The sequence below is a fragment of the Alkalihalobacillus sp. BA299 genome, from assembly GCF_017745675.1.
Taxonomy (GTDB): domain Bacteria; phylum Bacillota; class Bacilli; order Bacillales; family Bacillaceae_F; genus Alkalihalobacterium.
Window position 1 is genome coordinate 1 of the sequence record NZ_JAFLJM010000022.1, and the last position, 17,559, is coordinate 17,559.

General features: G+C 35.8%; 15 protein-coding genes and 1 pseudogene. 7 read left to right on the forward strand and 9 right to left on the reverse strand.

All coding sequences use genetic code 11. The features are described 5' to 3' along the window. Window positions 1–320 precede the first annotated feature (320 nt). A complete protein-coding gene (locus tag J0N78_RS21485) occupies window positions 321–584 on the reverse strand; it encodes a hypothetical protein (RefSeq protein ID WP_209125175.1) in 264 nt (87 codons plus the stop codon). A 397-nt stretch (window positions 585–981) separates the two neighbouring features. On the opposite strand from J0N78_RS21485, the gene J0N78_RS21490 reads away from it, so the two are divergent. From J0N78_RS21490 to J0N78_RS21520, 7 genes and pseudogenes are all read left to right on the forward strand, one after another. Continuing rightward, entirely contained in the window at window positions 982–1,707 is a 726-nt protein-coding gene (locus tag J0N78_RS21490; protein WP_209125176.1) for a hypothetical protein, read from the forward strand. After that, window positions 1,707–1,809: pseudogene (locus tag J0N78_RS21495) on the forward strand (Cys-tRNA(Pro) deacylase); the annotation flags it as partial. The gene J0N78_RS21490 and the pseudogene J0N78_RS21495, both read left to right, overlap by 1 nt. 254 nt (window positions 1,810–2,063) lie before the next feature. Further along, window positions 2,064–3,602 (forward strand): spore germination protein, encoded by a 1,539-nt coding sequence (locus tag J0N78_RS21500; protein WP_209125177.1) that lies wholly within the window; start codon window positions 2,064–2,066, stop codon window positions 3,600–3,602. A 65-nt stretch (window positions 3,603–3,667) separates the two neighbouring features. Continuing rightward, window positions 3,668–4,864, forward strand: a complete 1,197-nt coding sequence (locus J0N78_RS21505) for a Ger(x)C family spore germination protein (RefSeq protein ID WP_209125178.1) — start codon at window positions 3,668–3,670, stop codon at window positions 4,862–4,864. Between the two features lie 38 nt (window positions 4,865–4,902). Next, window positions 4,903–5,991 (forward strand): GerAB/ArcD/ProY family transporter, encoded by a 1,089-nt coding sequence (locus J0N78_RS21510; protein ID WP_209125179.1) that lies wholly within the window; start codon window positions 4,903–4,905, stop codon window positions 5,989–5,991. A 419-nt stretch (window positions 5,992–6,410) separates the two neighbouring features. Continuing rightward, window positions 6,411–8,276, forward strand: a complete 1,866-nt coding sequence (locus J0N78_RS21515; RefSeq protein ID WP_209125180.1) for a glycoside hydrolase family 15 protein — start codon at window positions 6,411–6,413, stop codon at window positions 8,274–8,276. Between the two features lie 334 nt (window positions 8,277–8,610). Further along, window positions 8,611–9,222, forward strand: a complete 612-nt coding sequence (locus tag J0N78_RS21520) for a hypothetical protein (protein WP_209125181.1) — start codon at window positions 8,611–8,613, stop codon at window positions 9,220–9,222. A gap of 208 nt (window positions 9,223–9,430) precedes the next feature. Here J0N78_RS21520 and rlmH read toward each other — a convergent pair whose 3' ends face one another. The 8 genes from rlmH to yycF form a co-directional block, all read right to left on the reverse strand. After that, window positions 9,431–9,910: a 23S rRNA (pseudouridine(1915)-N(3))-methyltransferase RlmH gene (gene rlmH / locus J0N78_RS21525; protein WP_209125182.1), complete on the reverse strand. Its 480-nt coding sequence runs from the start codon at window positions 9,908–9,910 to the stop codon at window positions 9,431–9,433. A 69-nt stretch (window positions 9,911–9,979) separates the two neighbouring features. Beyond that, window positions 9,980–10,141 carry a CxxH/CxxC protein gene (locus J0N78_RS21530; RefSeq protein ID WP_209125183.1) on the reverse strand — a complete coding sequence of 54 codons (162 nt, stop codon included), beginning with the start codon at window positions 10,139–10,141 and terminating at the stop codon, window positions 9,980–9,982. A 174-nt stretch (window positions 10,142–10,315) separates the two neighbouring features. Further along, window positions 10,316–11,533 (reverse strand): S1C family serine protease, encoded by a 1,218-nt coding sequence (locus J0N78_RS21535; RefSeq protein WP_209125184.1) that lies wholly within the window; start codon window positions 11,531–11,533, stop codon window positions 10,316–10,318. Between the two features lie 473 nt (window positions 11,534–12,006). Then, window positions 12,007–12,801: an MBL fold metallo-hydrolase gene (locus J0N78_RS21540; RefSeq protein ID WP_209125185.1), complete on the reverse strand. Its 795-nt coding sequence runs from the start codon at window positions 12,799–12,801 to the stop codon at window positions 12,007–12,009. Between the two features lie 32 nt (window positions 12,802–12,833). Continuing rightward, a complete protein-coding gene (locus J0N78_RS21545) occupies window positions 12,834–13,604 on the reverse strand; it encodes a two-component system regulatory protein YycI (RefSeq protein ID WP_209125186.1) in 771 nt (256 codons plus the stop codon). Then, a complete protein-coding gene (locus J0N78_RS21550) occupies window positions 13,591–14,934 on the reverse strand; it encodes a YycH family regulatory protein (protein ID WP_209125187.1) in 1,344 nt (447 codons plus the stop codon). The genes J0N78_RS21545 and J0N78_RS21550 overlap by 14 nt, the downstream gene beginning before the upstream one ends. Further along, window positions 14,924–16,753, reverse strand: coding sequence for a cell wall metabolism sensor histidine kinase WalK (walK, locus tag J0N78_RS21555; protein ID WP_209125188.1), 1,830 nt, complete (start codon window positions 16,751–16,753; stop codon window positions 14,924–14,926). The genes J0N78_RS21550 and walK overlap by 11 nt, the downstream gene beginning before the upstream one ends. Before the next feature lie 2 nt (window positions 16,754–16,755). Further along, window positions 16,756–17,460, reverse strand: a complete 705-nt coding sequence (gene yycF, locus J0N78_RS21560; RefSeq protein WP_209125189.1) for a response regulator YycF — start codon at window positions 17,458–17,460, stop codon at window positions 16,756–16,758. Between the last annotated feature and the right edge of the window lie 99 nt (window positions 17,461–17,559).

Genomic DNA, 17,559 nt, shown 5'->3' on the forward strand with positions numbered 1-17,559 from the left:
CTTGTCTAGCTGCAGGTGTCATCGGCTCGAGGTCGCTTCGGTCCATCAAACGTGTCTAAAAGTCAAGACACTAATTGCTGGTCCTCCAGCGCTTGTCGCCGATAAACAGACACCTTCCGCTTTTCTTAACTCAAAGGACTTCTCTTACGATCGCACTATCAACATACTGAACAAGTCGTGATCTTTCCATCCTGCGTCCAGACATGAGCAAAGGCCGCTCTCATGCATTTTCCTGTAGCCTTAAAAATTCCACTGTAAGAGCCTAAAGCAACCACACATTTCCTCCATCAATATAATCATGGACATTCCCACGATATATATTAACTATTCACAACCTCAACTTCATAATATTCATTTTTACTATATGGCCCAACTAAAGCTTCAACAATTTCTTCAACTATTTCAATCGATGGAGCTTCCCATGTACAAACTTGTTTTGTACGAGGATGATTAAATGCACGAGAAATAAGCGAAACTCCCTCTGGTAATTGAAGGCTTCCATTTTGTAATTCTTGAAATGCTTTTTCTTCTGCACGGTCAAATCCTTCTGTATCACCGATAGTATGAATGACAATTATTTTCATTGTTAATCTCTCCTTTAATCGTAATAAGACTCTTTTACTGTTCCTCAACCCTTTCCCTAACTAAATTATAGTGTTCAAAGATTAAAGAGAGTCTTAGGAAAGGTAAAACTTCTCTTAGAATTGGTAAAGATTTTTCAAAGATTGATTTTATAATTTTTCCATAATAAAAGGGAAGCTAGCTACAAGCCGTTAACTTATAGCTACTTCCCTTTAAAAATTTGCTTTACTTGATTGTACCTACCGCTGAATTTTTTCTATAAATATTATTACTTGTTATAATTTCGCATATAATTAGACTAAAGACAGGGCTGTCAAACATATTACATAGGCCATAGGACATACAGCAGGATTCAGGGATTTAATAGAAGCTCCGTCTTTCAATAAGGGGGGAATAATGATGGGGAAAAGTAATGATTCAATGGATCCTGGCAAAATCAGTTTTGCAAACAACATTTCAATTTTAACCAGTTTTAAAGACAAATCCTTAGAGAATTATGCCAGGCTCGGATTAATTGGAGGGCTTTTATGGTTTGTATTGATGTTATTTTATATTGTAAATGATTCTTGGGCAGAACCAATAGAGTCATACCCTGTTTTTATCGTTTCAGATATATTGAATGTTCTCGGAGCTTTATTTCTCTTTATGTTTATTCGATTTCTTTATAATCAAGGGATTCATTTTGGATTAAAGAAGATTATATTTATGATTCTGATAGGCTTTGCGTTAAGAGTGTTAGGTAAAATATTAGATGCATTTAATTATTCTCTAATTGCTTTTGAAGTTGGGGGCGATGCTCTTATTACGGGAATTTTCCTTTTCTCAGACCTATTTCATCTGCTTGGTGCCATAGCTATTGCTGCATTTATGTTGATTCTTTTTAAGAAAGAGCAGAAAAAAACGTATAAAGTCATTTGTTTATTAAGTGTTATTTTTGCATCGCTTCACGCCTGCGCCTATATTTTCTTATTTCTTCTAGATACAGGTATAATCGAATGGGTATATATTCAAATAGTTAGATTAGTATCATTATTCACTTCGGTTACATTGATATTGTATTTTTTACTTTTCCTGAAAGATAGCATAAAAACGCAAAAGATAGTAGAAAAAAACTTAAATATTTAATGTCTTATAGTCCAAGATAGAAAAATTGACGGTGTTTCAGTTGCTCAAAAGATAGGAAGAGAATCTGGCATAGTATATAAAACGCTTGTGGCACAAGCAAGCTGAGAAAGAAGCAATATAAAATAGAAATCCTTTCCGTAATATCTGAAGGGAGTATCAATAGTCTGAAACGGCAGCAACGCTGCCGTTTTTTCTATAAATTTACATATACTTTTTAGGGGTATACAACTTTCAAAGAGGCTTCAGGAGTTTTAAAAAAAGTCAAGGTTACCCTTTCTTTCAAATAATGGATTTATATTGTTTTATTTACATAATTAACCCCATCAAGGTAAATCTAATAAATGGGGGTGGAAGTGATGCGCCGTTTAAAAAGAATAAAACAGGCAGGTAATAAAAAGGATTCAATACAAGCGGATTTGACAGATTATTCTGATAAAAAAACCCTCCTACTCTATTCAACTTTGCAAGAAAATATCGATTATGTGAAAAATTCACTTGGAAATAGTTCTGATTTAATTATAAGAAAAACCTACATTGATAATACGAAATTTCTTCAAGCATGTGTGATTTTTATTGATGGTCTTTCAAATAACACATCCATAAATGAATTTGTTCTTGAATCGATACGTCTTTATGATAATTTAGATCATCAATTTTTCGAAGACCCTTTAATAGACCCTTTAATAAAATTAAAAGAATTAATCCTTCCGATAGGTGAAATAAAAGAAATTAGTGATATGGATACGTTGTTGATAGGCATTTTATCCGGAGATCCAGCGATTTTATTGAATGGGTTTCAGGCAGGGTTCCTTGTTGGATTAAAAGGTTGGGAAGAACGAGGTGTTCAAGAGCCTTCTTCAGAAACAGTGATAAGAGGACCTAGAGAAGGTTTTTCTGAAAATATTCGCCTCAACACTGCTTTAATTCGCCGTAAAATTAAGGATTCGAATCTTTGGTTAGAGCAATTACTAATTGGAACAGTGACAAAAACAACCGTTGCTATCATGTATCTTCATGGAATAGTAGAAGAAACCGTTTTACAAGAAGTACGAATTCGCCTGAATCGCATAGATATTGATGGAATTTTAGAAAGTGGCTACATTGAAGAATTAATTCAAGACCATACTTATACTCCCTTTCCTACCATTTATAATACGGAAAGACCAGATGTAACGGCAGCTGCTCTTTTAAAAGGACGGATTGCTATATTAGTTGATGGTACTCCTTTTGTTCTCATTGTACCTGCCATTTTCCCGCAGTTTCTTCAAGCATCCGAAGATTATTATCAGCGTTCTGATATTTCGACGTTAATTCGAATCCTAAGGTTCATTTCAATATTTACAGCATTATTAGCACCTTCCATGTTCATAGCTATTACGACTTATCATTATGAAATTTTACCACGTCCACTCTTAATTGCTTTAGCTCAGCAGCGTGAAGGCGTTCCTTTTCCATTAATTATTGAAGCTTTCCTAATGGAGGGGACTTTCGAATTACTACGCGAGGCTGGTGTTCGGATGCCAAGAGCGGTTGGTCAAGCGATTTCAATTGTAGGTGCTTTAGTTATTGGTCAAGCTGCTGTAGAAGCAGGAATAGTTTCACCGGCAATGGTCATCGTAGTTGCAATTACAGCCATAACGAGTTTTGCGATTCCTTCATATAATATGGCTAATGCTTTTCGTATCTTACGTTTTGGAATGATGATATTGGCGGCAACTTTTGGTCTTTTTGGTATTATTATGGGGTTGTTATTGATGGTTCAACATTTATGTAGTTTGCGTTCGTTTGGTGAACCGTTTATGAAACCATTCGCAGGTGTTAAGAAAAAAATTTTTAAAGATACGATCTTGCGCGTTCCATGGTCAAAAATGAAGAAATCCTCTAATAAAATATAGCTCATTTTTTAACCATACAAAGAAATAAGGTTTAACATCACGTAAATAACAAGAGGCGATGGCAAGTGGATAATAGAAAAATTTTATTAGTTATTCTTTCAACGTTCGTTATCCTTTCTGGATGTTGGAATTACAAAGAATTGAACGATTTAGCCTTTACATTAGCTATGGGCATTGATAAGGAAGGCAAGCAGCATCTCATTACAAATCAAGTTCTTAATCCAAATGCATTAGCAGGAGATTCACCCTTACCTGATTCTCCTGTTACTATTTATCAAGAGTCAGGATATGGTGTACAGGAAGCGATGCGAAAAATGACAACAAAAAGTACCAGAAAGCTATTTATTGGACAATTACAAATTATTATTCTTGGCGAAGAATATGCCAAAGAAGGAATACAAGAACTTCTTGATCATTTTTTACGAGATCATGATTATGGTAAAGACTTCTATTTTGTTATTGCGAAAGGGGAAAAAGCAGCAAAGATTTTGGAAGTCTACTCTCCACTAGAACAAATTCCAGCAAGTAAACTAAACATTTCTTTGGATGTTTCATCCCAAGTTTGGGGGGAAACAGGCGCTGTCACGATGAGAACACTTACCGATGAATTGCTTAGTGGAGGAAAAGAAGTGGTTCTAACAGGAATTGAAATCGCAGGAGATCAAACAAAGGGAGAAAACCAAGAAAATCGGGTGAGGATTAGTCCATATGCTCAGTTTGAATACGTCGGTTTCGGTGTGTTTAAGGAAGATAAACTTGTTGGTTGGTTAAATGAAAGTGAAAGCAAAGGTTATAACTATACTCAGGGAAATATTAAAAGTACTGCGATTAGCATTCCGTGTCTTAATAATGAAGAGTATGTAAATGTAGAAGTATTTGAAACTAGCGAGGATACCAAATTTAAGCTCCTAAATGGAAACCCTTCTATTAATATGCATATTGAAGTTGAGGGCGCCTTGACTTTTGTTGGTTGTGAGATGGATTTTTCAGCACGTGAACCTATTCAATATTTAGAAAGAGAAACCGAGAAACAAATTAAAGAAGAAATTGAGGCCGCTTTACACAAAGCACAAAAGTCATATCGAGCAGATATTTTTGGTTTTGGCAATATTGTTCACCGTTCAAATCCAACATACTGGAATGAGCATAAAAATCAATGGGAAGATATCTACGAAAACTTAGCCGTAAATGTTGAGGTAAAAGCTTCAATTATTCATGAATTCCGAACAAATAAATCATTCCTTGAAAGAATGAAAAAATAAGAAGTTTTTTTCGGTATTCAAATGAAAGGATGAATTACTTGCTTAAGGAGAAGATAGCAGCAAGTCAATTTAGAAAGCTAGTCATCATGTTTTGCCTTGGAAATTCCATTTTAATCACACCCGTATTTCTTGCTCAAAAATCAGAGCAAGATGCTTGGATTTCCTCCATTGTCGGATTTGGAGGAGGAATGATACTTGTCTGGTTATACCTTTTAATAGCTAACTTATTCCGTAATGCATCCTTTATAGAATTTTGTTACTTTACTGTTGGCAAGGCAATAGGAAAAGTCGTTTCATTACTGTATTTTGCTTATTCTTTGGTAGCCTCCATTATACTAGTGCGTACCTTGGGAAATTTTATGGTCATTACCGCGCTTCCGGAAACCCCTATTTTAGCTATTCATGTTCTTTTTTTAGGTGTTGTCATTTTCGGTGTTTGCTATGGCCTTGAGAATATTGCTCGAACTTGTGAAATTTTCATGCCTTGGCTTTATGCATTTATATTGTTCTTTGTCTTTTTTATTATGAAAGAGATTAAATTTGAAAAAATACAACCCATTCTCGAACAAGGAGTAATCTCCGTTTTTGATGGGTCGCTAACGTTAATCGGTACGGCTTTTTTGGAACTTGTACTTTTGTTAATTATATATCCTCATGTCATAAAAGAACCAAGAAAGAAGAATCCGTTTCTTTTAGGATTTACAATTGGAGGGTTCCTATTAATTCTAAGCACATTTCTTACAATCTCTACTATAGGTGCAGAAGCAACCTCATCTGTACATTATCCTGGCTTCATACTTGCACAACAAATTAGTATCTTTAATTTCATCCAGCGTCCAGAAGCATTTATTTCTAGCATTTGGATCATCACTATCTTTTTTAAATTATCCATTTGCTTTTATGTCTCTATTACTTTATTCGCACAAACATTTGGGATAAAAAACACTCGTCTGCTTTCAGTAGCCTTAGGAATTATCGTCATTACTTTATCAATGGAGTTTTTTCCCAATGTCGTTTTTTTTACAGAGTTTATAAAAACCAGCTGGCTAATAATTTCAATATTTTTTGGATTTATATTCCCACTTTTTCTTTTTTTAATTGCAAAATTTCAATTATTGTCACAGTGACTTCTCTGGAAATAGTTCATTTGGTACCATTAAGGTAACGGTCACTTACTCATGGTCTGGTGTTCTTCAGCCAATAAGACAAGAGTTGAAGCATATTAATAGCTAGAAACTACTACATCGTCGTTTAAACTAAGTAACTTTTACCATGCCTTCATACAGCAATTACGAAAGGGGCACTGTTCTATTTAGTACAGTGGCCCTAAACATATGATCGATCACTCTTATCATTACGGGTTTTATGGGGATTGAGAAATTATTCTTACATTTGGAAATATACCGCTACTTTTGATGGCTTTAATTTTCTTTTTTAAAATGGGTAGACTTCTTCTAATTCTTTCCCCTATGAATCTAACATAAAAATCCCAAATCTTTAATATTATTATTGATAACCAGAATTTCATCATAAAGGAGTAAATTGAATGCATTATTTTATTGGTAAAAATCAAGATAATCATGTTCCTATTTCAAATGGTAATGTATTAGCTTGGCTTCAGCAGTATGATGTTGGATGTCGTCCAGTTGATAAAATAAGTCAAATTTTTTTCGGAAACTTTGACATGTCAAGTTCACTTTTTGATTATCCTGGTTCTTATATACTAGCTAAAGATCAGAATGAGAAAATTTGGTATGATCCATATGGAATCATTAAAGAAAAGTTGGGACAAATCGGGGAAATTATTTCAATAAATAGTACGAGATACATTCATGGTTATGGAATATATGAAGTCGTTTCTCATAAAGGGAATACCGTAGTCAGGACAAAAACATGGGCTCCTCCTAAGAGAAACTCTTTCATCCGCTCTATCGAAGTTAAAACTCTCCGCAGCAACCCTTCTGAAGCATCGATCTTCCCTATCGTACATTTAAAAAACATTGTTCAAAGAATTGATAACACCTTTATTTCTCGAATCTCTGAAAACCAATGGCTTGCAACCACTGTTTCCCCCTCTGCTGAAGGAATAGCAGGCGATATTTCTAAAGCAGTAACTGGAGGTCAGGTAACTATCTTTGAACACAGTTTAGTCCCTGTTCCCCTAGTCTTTACAATTTCCGCTCAAAAGGTCCCAAGTCTATCATACAGCAAACCTGTCTTTCAGGTATTTGCATCAGGTGCTTCTAAAGAGGAGGCCCTTCATGAATTAGAGAATACATTGGTTCAAATTAATCAAAGTCAAGAACAAACATTAAAAGGATGGCAAACATGGCACAATAAAACAGTAGAGATTGATACACTTTCACCTGATCTGGAATATTTTTGGAGAGTTAGTAACACTTTAACAAAAATGAGCCTGCAGAAAGATGGAACTCCTATTATCATTGGATTTAAACCTTATCAAGGTAATGTATGGATTCGTGATAGCTTGTGGATTGCATCTACTTTAGCGCTAGCGGAACATCTAGAAGACGCAGTAAGGTCGTTATACGCGACACTTAGTTATTTAATAGAGCGTCCTGATGGAAACTATTATTTTGCATATAATGTTGTAACACGTTTACCGAACGAACACGCTTTTGAAAACGATACTACTGGACTCATATTATACGGAATATGGCAGGTTTGGTCGTTAGTAAAAGACCATACAATTATACATGATCTGTGGCCAATTATAAGCCAATCGGCCGAATGGATTTTGAAAAATCGTGATTCAAGCGGACTTATCTTCCCAGATGCAGGAATTTGGGAAACCTTTGGACCGCATTTAGGAGAAAAATTCGAACATATGACATGGACATCAGCTATCTCAGCATTTGGATTAATAAGAGCAGCCGAAATGGCGGAAGTTATCTTCAAAAATGAGAAAGCGAGTCGATTTAGACAAGGAGCCTTTGAATTAATTCAGGCAATTTCTAAGCACAACGTCCATAACGGAATAGTCACTCGGTCTATGGAAACAAAATTATTAGATGCATCTGTTACTCTATTCTTCTCTGAATTTCCTATATTTCCAAAAGAATGGCTAAAACCGACACTTAAAGCCATTCAGCAAAGACTTGAAGATCCCTTCATTGGAGGTATTTGGAGACATGAGAGTTTAACAACAGAAGAAGGCGATTTAAAGCCATGGACCGGTCCAACGTTCTGGTTAGGTGAAGCATTCTTAGTTAACAATGATGTAAACGAAGCCTGGAAGTATTTTAACCATAATTACAATAACAGTGCTTTTTGCGGCCTTTTACCCGAATTATTGTACAGCAGAGGCCGTCCAAGAGGGATTGGGATGCCAAGTTATTCTCAATCAGGTGTAATAAGATCACTATTGTTATATAAAAGTTTATATAGTTAAGATCCTCCTGATTTTTTAATAAAGAGTAACTCAGAACAACTTAGGTTATGTATTTATCTTGCTTTAAAAGATGTAACTGTTTTTGATTTTTTAGCTATATTGGCAAATTGCTTTAATAATTTTTTATCGATTCTCTCGAGACTATTTTTCTTTTCTTTCTTTTTAGAAGTCATACAATTTCTCTCCTATCTTTTTTCGTTGTTTGTATTGATAATAGTTTATACAAAAACTTATTATTTTAAACGTTCTACCATTTCCCTCTCTCGAATAGACTAGCAATAACAAATTGATATAAGATAATTCTCCATGATAATTTAGAAAGCAGGGAAATATTATGAGTAAAACCTATACTAATAAAAGATTATATACTCTATATGAAGAGGAACTTAATGAATTAACATATACTCCTACAGGACTTTTTGACAAATTAGTTCATAATCTATCACGAAAGTTTGCTCTAACCATTGATCTTAAATATACGATTTCTGTTCCAGTTTCAGAATTTCTTCGAGGAGAGCTTATTTGTGAAGATGTTTCTGAATTAATTGAAAAACCATTTACACAAAAAAATTTGATCAGCATCCTTTTAGATGATTTTCTCTATCAGGCAAAACATAGTAAAAATCTTTATGAATTGTATCGAAAGTTACACTCAGGAATTCAACAGCCTATCGAAATCTACCATTACAGAGGAGAACGTGAAATACTACATATCAATAACGAGGTACAAAGAAAAAAGGTAATAGACTGTACAATCAAAAGAAAAAAAGCGCTAAGGCTTGAGGTAATTCTAAATGATTTAGCAAGTTTAGAACCAGAAATGACCTTCAGTGTAAATGATATAATAGAATTTTTATATCGTGATTTTATCCAACAATACAAAAATGGTAATTTAACGAATGTAATAGAAAACATTTTAAAAAGATTAGCTTCTTGTGAAACTTGAGGTTGACGATTTGAAAAGGTTCCTGGGACGAGTGGCTAAAGAATATAAATAAGGAGCCCCCTATTCTGAAGGAAGCTCTTGTAATTATTATTGTAATAACATCTTCAAAGATACACTATTTGCTTTTTTTTCTGTTATTATCAGAATTACTTTATCAAAGTTAAAAGCGGAGTTCCTTAAATAATTCTATCAATAATACATTTCGCTGTTACTTATGATACGGTTCATCCCGATTAATCCTAAACGCCCGATACACCTGCTCGACTAAAATCAACCGCATTAACTGATGAGGAAACGTCATCTTTGAAAAGGATAGTTGCGTATTGGAGCGTTTCAATACTTCATCACTTAATCCTAATGAGCCGCCAATAATAAAAGCAATTTTACTTTTTCCATACGTCGCTAGCTTGTCCAGTTCAGATGCTAACTGCTCGGAAGACATTTGCTTTCCCTCAATCGCAAGTGAAATGACATAGGCATCTTGTTGGACCTTTGCTAGAATTTTTTCTCCCTCTTTTTGCTTGATTTGTTGCATTTCAGTTTCGCTTAATTGTTCAGGAGCTTTTTCGTCAGGAACTTCAATAATTTCTACCTTTGCATACGCGCCTAAACGTTTTAAATATTCATTTATCCCCAATGTTAAATATTTTTCTTTTAGTTTCCCTACCGTAATAATTGAGATATTCACAGGTTGTCTCCTTCCACAAATCCACAGTTATCCACATGACTTATCCACATATCAACACACTTGTTCCCATTAATCTGTAATTCTATAGATTGGTTCTTGTTCACAGAACGAGCAAGTTGTGGATAATTTTTGTTGTTCTGATAAAATTTCCATATTAGGAGCTGCTTCACATTCATCAATAATGTGCTCCATCGCGAGTTCCACGTGGTCCTTACAAGATAAGTATTTCAAAGTTATGACTCCCTTCAAGATCCGCTCTTTAAACTTTTCGGCTTTTTATTATAACATATCCTTCCCGTGTTCATCTTACTTGTGGATATATAAAATGATTTCTAAAATGCTGTGGATAACTATAGACCATATAAAAAAGGCAAAGATCTTTTCTCCTTTGCCTTTATCCACAATTTAAAAGCTTTGCTGCTCAGCTAGTTGTACTTTAGTCGTTTCCTTTTTACCTTCTCTATAAAACGTGACTTGTACTTCATCGCCAATTTTTGTTTGCGAATATAAATATTTGCGTAAATCGTGACTATTTTCAATTACTGTTCCATCAATTTCTACAATCACATCATATTCCTTCAGCCCTGCTCTTTCGGCTGGGGACATTGGTGCGACACTTGTAATAAACACTCCCGCTTTCACTTCAGCAGGGAGCTTTAATGTTTCTTGCCAGTGATAGCCTGGAATTTCGGATAAAGAACGAATCCCGACGCCTAGCTGCGGACGCTGAACTTCACCAAAACGCTCAAGGTCATTGATCACAGGTACTGCAACCGCCGTAGGAATGGCAAAGCCTATTCCCTCCACTGCTGTCTGATTGATCTTCATTGAGTTAATCCCAATAACTTGCCCTTGAATATTAATTAATGCGCCTCCACTGTTACCCGGATTTATTGCAGCATCAGTTTGTAAAACTTCGGCATGCCAATCCACTTGGCCGTTTCCTGTTAAATCTACAGGAATACTTCTTTCTTTTGCACTAATAATTCCTTGCGTCACAGAGCTTGAAAATCGTAATCCTAATGGGTTTCCAATCGCAATAGCTGGTTCACCGGCTCGTAATGTTTCAGAGTTTCCAAACTCAGCAACGGTAGTGACTCCTTCATCGTCTATCTCAAGGACAGCTAAGTCAGTAAGGACATCGGCTCCTAATAACTTAGCTTCAACGCGAGTTCCATCTGCTAAACTTACCTCAATTTGTCTTGCTCCATCAATAACATGATGATTGGTTACAACAAATGCTTTCCCATTTGCCTTTTTATAAATGACACCAGATCCTGTACCTTCATTCACGTCTTCTGACCAGAAACTCGATTGCTGTAGATTGATGACACCAACCACTGCATCCGACACTTTTTCGACAGCCTCCGTAATATCCGTATTTACTGATACGTTTACCGTTTGCTCAAGACCATCTGGTGTTTTTTCAACTACTTCACCAATTATTGCTTCTCCCTGATCATTATCATAAGGAAGAAGTCCCATTTGCGAGAGCGCGGGAACTGAAAATAGAACCATTAGCCCTCCAATAACAGCACCAACAAACGCTGACAGACCTAGTCCTTTTCCATTTCGGCGCTTCTGTCTCGTCTCAGTAGAATAGTGTTCATCGTAATATCCCATGTCTGCCACCATCCTTCATCTATGATTAATAAAAATAATTGCTTTTACTTTTATTATATTAGCCATGAGTAAAAAGTCCACATGGGAGAAAGACTTTTGAATATTTCACATACTATGTACTAAATTTCCCAAAAAGAAAGAGACTTAAACGCAAAATAGAGGCTACCTTTTACCGTTTGTTTACAAACCCGCCGTTCTATAGGAACTTTATCGAAGTTAGATTGATCCTTTTTCAATATATCGGTCTAATTTGAAATATATCAGTCTAATTCCGAATTTATCAGTCTAATCTCAAATATATCAGTCTAATTCCGAATTTATCGGTCTAATCTCAGATATATCAGTCTAACTCTAGAAATATCAGTCTAACCAAAAAAAGCGCAGGCGGATAAACGTCTGCGCTCTTCATACCACTCATTTCAAATAAAATAGTTCCGCGAACCCATCCATTGCTGTATTCCTCACAAACTAAACTACACTGCCGTCAGTTCGGTGGCTTTTTCAGGGTCTGTGTCATATAAAGAAAACTGGTGACCGTGGCCACAGTCCCGTTCATCTAAAATTTGACTGACCGTCATTCTCGCTAGGTCCTTCATATTGTTATCTTTACTTAAATGAGCTAAATAGACGCGTGAGGTTTTCTCTCCAATGACGTCTGCTAACGCGTACGCTGCGTCTTCATTCGAGACGTGACCTACATCGCTAAGAATTCGTCGTTTAACACTCCATGGATATCGACCCATACGAAGCATATTAATATCATGATTTGCTTCAAAAATAAATACATCGGCATTTTGTATCGTTCCTTTTATTCGTTCACTCACATAACCCATATCGGTAGCAAGCACTAATTTTTTTCCTGCGTGGTGGAAAACATAAAACATCGGCTCAGCCGCGTCATGAGAAACACCGAACGATTCCACTTGAAGGTCTCCAAACTGCTTGACTTCTTCACGCTCAAAATGAAATTTTTGCTCTGTAGAAATTGTACCTAAGTCTTTTTCCATCGACTGCCACGTTTTTGCATTCGCATAAATTGGAAGATCATACTTTCTTGCTAGTATTCCTACTCCTTTAATATGGTCACTATGTTCATGAGTGACAAGAATGGCATCTAATTCTTTTGGGCTGCATCCAATCGATTTTAACAGCTCATCCATCTTTTTTCCGCTTAACCCAGCATCAATCAAAAGACGCTGCTCGTCCGTTGCTACATAAAGTGCATTGCCTGAGCTACCACTAGCTAGGACACTGTATTGCAAAGTCATTTTATCCACTCCAGTAATCTTATCCTTATCGTTTAAAAAACATCTTGTACTGATCCATCAATCGCATTTACTAAGTAATCTTTTCCATTAACAGAAATTCTCCACATCGGTGCAAACACTTGAACGTCTCCTAATTGCTTAAAGAAACTATAATAGCCGAAGTCAACTTCTGTTATTGTTTGATTAGCACTTATCAAATGCTCATTTAATAGTCTTTCAATCGCCTTTAATCCAGAAAGGAACTCTTGCTCCCTCCCTGATTCATCTACTTCATATATTACTTGCTGGTAAGCAACAATTTGCTCTTTATCATTAAGTTGTAGAATTAAAGGGGCTTCATCAAAGGAGTACATCACTTTCCCATCATATTGTTGTATAAACATCAACTGATTACGCTCTTCTTCTTGGCTACTAAACTCATAAAACTCACCATTTAACACGAATTCACTCAGGAATCGATCGACTTGTTGCCTAATAGATCCCTGATCTAATGGATATGGCTCATCTAGTCGAGAAATCATTTTCGTTTTGTTTACGAATGTAATCTCTTGTCCCTTTAGACCTTTAACTGCATCTTCTGAAATTTCTATATTTTTACCAACAATTAAAAAGCCAGATTGAATTTCTTCTTCAACTGTATCATCAATCGTTACATTCATCTCTTTTAAACGTTCCTGTAAAGTTGCTTCGATAATAAGGTTGATCTGATTGGCATGGTTTAACTCTCGTAACTGATAGAATAAAAAGCTATTGAGAAGAATAAAGGTGATGATAAAAATAGTCTTTGCTCTACTCCAATCCACGATCGTCTACCTCACCTTCATTTAAATCATCCAGTGATACTTTTTGCCACAGTTCATCATAAAAAATATACCAATTCGGTTCCATCGTCACGAATGCATTCCACTTCTTCATTTCATAGCCAATCGCAATTCGTTCTAAAAGAGCTGGATCAAAGAAATCTTGTTTTTCTAAATACTCAACTACTTCATAGCCAGAAGGTAAATTCACTATCGTTTTTGCAGAATCAATCGGTTGACTATCTAAATCAAATAAAGGTCTTACATATCTGGATGTTTGATTTCCCGTTCGAAAAACATGCAAACTCATTACGTCGTAGCCACCCATTGAGATGATAGGGTATCCATTTACCGTTAGACGGAATTTTACTTCTTCTTTCATACCATTTGAAATCCAGTCATACAGAACATATTGATCGGTCCAACCCCCATGTCCATTAATAAAGTCTATACTGCTGACAATTACATTTCTACTGCCTCGTTCTGGATTTTCACTATAAATCGGATTAATATAATCCATAAAATTTCCACTATCAATAATATTAATTAAACGATTTCCGTCAGTATAAGACTCTTCTCCATTACCTTGGCTAAAGTATTTTACAGAAAAAGGATCATTAAACAGTAGCTGTTTAAATACATCGACAGAAACAGGGGTTATCGTATAAGACATATTTTCGACCGTTATCGGTTCTTCAGGTAAATAAAGCTTTTTTCGCCATTGTCCTTGCTGTGTTCCTACTGGAAAAGCAAAAACCTTCATATACTCTTGAGCTTTGGACACATAGTTTTCTTCAAAGTCACTTGGTGAAAACGCTGTTTCGATATCAGCAAATTTATGTTCGGTATTTGAGACGATACGATAATGTACTTTTAAAGTATCAGGATTCGAGTAAATATACACCCGATCAACATTATCTAATGGCATCAAAAATTCTTCATCTAAATTAGGAAACAGACTTAAAAAAATATCACCTGGAATTGCTGTAGGAAATACGAGCTCAATTGATTTTTCTGCGACTTGATTCATTGTTAAATTAGATATCATTGAAATATCTTCAATTCGACTCGTCAGCCATTGTTCATATAGCTCCGTATGAAGTGGGTCGGTACTACTTAACAATGAGTGCCCATCTTCCACATGAAAAATAACCTGTTCTGGTACAATCACCTCAGATACATTTCTTTCCTCATTTAAATGTGGATTATTTACGTAGTCTGTATCTTTTAGTAATGCATAATCAGGCTGGAAAGTCCAAATTTGCCAAGTTAAAACGAGGCTTAGCAGCACAAGAAAAGTCAGTGTTGCCGATTTAATATTCTCATACTTCATTGGACTCTCCTCCCTTAAAGGTTGAATACGGTAATGTAAAATGAATCGTTGTCCCTTTCCCGTACTCGCTTTCTACCCAAATTTCACCTCGATGCGCATGAACGAGCTCTTTTGCTATCGCAAGACCTAAGCCTGTCCCACCAATACTTCTTGCTCTTGCCTTATCGACTCGGTAAAACCGATCAAATATTTTGATTTGACTATCACGTGGGATCCCAACCCCTTCATCAGAAATACTAAGACGTAGATTATTTCCCTGGTAAAGCAGCTGAACAGAGACATTCCCTCCATCTGGTGAATACTTCATCGCATTAGAAATAATATTATCAATCACTTGGGTAATTTTATCTTTATCCATTTTTACATACAACACTTCTAGCGGGATCGTCCGAACAAATTGAATGTTTTTTTCTTTGGCCATCATTTCAAATCGATCGATAATATTGTGAATAAATTGGTTAAAGTTCACATCTTCAAAAACAAATTGATAATCTTTACTATCTATTTTCGATAACTGTAGTAAATCATTGACGAGGCGAATCATCCGTTCCGTCTCATTTTGTGTAACATTTAAAAATTTTGATGCGAGTTCTATATCTTCGATTGCGCCATCTTCAAGCGCCTCTAAGTAACTTTTCATCGTCGTAAGTGGTGTTCTTAATTCATGTGATACATTGGCTACAAATTCTCGTCGTTCCTGTTCGATTTTTTCTCGTTCTGTAACATCATGGAGAACCGTGATAATACCCGTAATCGGCCCATTATCTTTTTGAATAACAGAAAAACTCGCTTGCAGTAAAAAGTCTTGTTCTTCATTACTAAAATCTAGCAAAATAGATTCACTGTAGTCATCTATTTCATTTGCTGAAAATGTTTCAGATAGTCTTAAAACGTCTGGGAGTGGTTGAGAATAAGCTTCTTCACTTGTCGTCTCTAACAGTTGCTCTGCGCGCTTATTCATTAAAATAATATTGCCACGGTGATCGGTTGCAATCACACCATCCGTCATATGAGACAGAACGGAGCTTAGCTTTTTCTTTTCCCTTTCTGTTGAAGCATTTGCTTCTTTTAGCTTAAACGTTAAATCGTTGAAAGACGTTGCTAACTGTCCGATTTCATCTCTTCCATACACCTGTACTTGTCTAGTAAAGTCACCTTTTCCCATTCGTTGTGCCTGTCTTTTCATGTCAATTATCGGACCTGTGATCGTCCGGGCAATTAATATTACGAGAATAGCCGTTATGGCTACCGCAATAGCCGTACCTTTAGCCAAAATATTATTAATTTGTTGCATTTGATCATAAATCTCTTCCATTGAAGCTTCAATATAAATAGCTCCTATGGTTTCATATTCCGATTTAACAGGCAAAGCAACGACACGCATTCGATGCCCTGTTTCAGGATCACGTAGAAATCCCGTATCCTTTGTTCCAAGCAGTGCCCGTTTAACTCTTACTTCGGTACTTTGTTGTCCAACAATATGGCGGTTTTGCGCTTTTGATGTCGCTAATACGACCTTATTCATATCAACTACTTGTGCCTCAGAGTTTTCTACAGGAAAAAACTCCCGCAGCAACACATTAATATCGATTCCTAGTGAAGTATTATCTTCTCTAGGCTTTACTAGCTCTTGTTCTATGTTATAAGCTAATAAATTTGCCCGTTCATCGAGCATTTCTGTGTAGTTATTAACGAGTTGATCTTCTAGTTGACGTATAAAGTACACGCCGATAATTTGCATCGCTATAACAATTAATAGAACATAAATAATAATTAATTTAAATTGAATCGATTTAAAAAAACCGACCTTTTTTTCCATTCTTAACTCTCCTGCCCTGGATGACGTAAGTAATAACCGACTCCTCTACGTGTGATAATCCAAGTTGGATAACTAGGATTATCCTCAACTTTTTCACGCAGTCGTCTTACCGTGACATCCACCGTTCGTACGTCTCCAAAATAGTCGTACCCCCATACCGCTTGAAGTAAATGCTCACGTGTCATCACTTGTCCAAGATGGTTCGCCAAATAATGAATAAGTTCAAATTCACGATGAGTAAGTTCAATTTCTTCGCCCCTACGCTTCACAAGGTAAGCATCAGGTTTAATGACTAAATCACCAACAACAATCTCCTTCAATTGATTTTGTTCTTCAGGCTTAATACTATGACGTCGTAAATTCGCCTTCACCCGAGCAATTAATTCTCGTGTACTAAAGGGCTTTGTTACATAATCATCGGCACCTAATTCAAGTCCCAATACTTTATCAATCTCGGAATCTTTTGCTGTTAACATAATAATAGGCATATCGTGTTTCTTTCGAATTTCTCTACAAACTTCCATTCCATCTTTATATGGCAACATAATATCGAGTAAAATTAAATCAGGTATTTCTTTTAGAGCTAACTCTATTGCTGTAACTCCATCATGTGCACAAAAAACGTTGAAGCCTTCCTTTTCTAAGCTGAACTTCAAAATATCTGCAATCGGCTTTTCATCATCTACTACAAGAATGCGGTTATCCATCCTTATCGCCCCTAACCTAAATTAACGTTTACTTCTGTTCATATTTTAACATATTAACGGATCACAAAAGTAGATATATAGCTTTCACCATTTGTTACC

Bases quoted from the DNA above. Each gene is read 5' to 3' on its own strand.
- J0N78_RS21520 (WP_209125181.1), top strand. From the start codon at position 8,611: ATGAGTAAAACCTATACTAATAAAAGATTATATACTCTATATGAAGAG.
- J0N78_RS21550 (WP_209125187.1), bottom strand. From the start codon at position 14,934: ATGAAGTATGAGAATATTAAATCGGCAACACTGACTTTTCTTGTGCTG.
- yycF (WP_209125189.1), bottom strand. From the start codon at position 17,460: ATGGATAACCGCATTCTTGTAGTAGATGATGAAAAGCCGATTGCAGAT.
- walK (WP_209125188.1), bottom strand. From the start codon at position 16,753: ATGGAAAAAAAGGTCGGTTTTTTTAAATCGATTCAATTTAAATTAATT.
- J0N78_RS21535 (WP_209125184.1), bottom strand. From the start codon at position 11,533: ATGGGATATTACGATGAACACTATTCTACTGAGACGAGACAGAAGCGC.
- J0N78_RS21500 (WP_209125177.1), top strand. From the start codon at position 2,064: ATGCGCCGTTTAAAAAGAATAAAACAGGCAGGTAATAAAAAGGATTCA.
- J0N78_RS21515 (WP_209125180.1), top strand. From the start codon at position 6,411: ATGCATTATTTTATTGGTAAAAATCAAGATAATCATGTTCCTATTTCA.
- J0N78_RS21540 (WP_209125185.1), bottom strand. From the start codon at position 12,801: ATGACTTTGCAATACAGTGTCCTAGCTAGTGGTAGCTCAGGCAATGCA.
- J0N78_RS21490 (WP_209125176.1), top strand. From the start codon at position 982: ATGGGGAAAAGTAATGATTCAATGGATCCTGGCAAAATCAGTTTTGCA.
- J0N78_RS21485 (WP_209125175.1), bottom strand. From the start codon at position 584: ATGAAAATAATTGTCATTCATACTATCGGTGATACAGAAGGATTTGAC.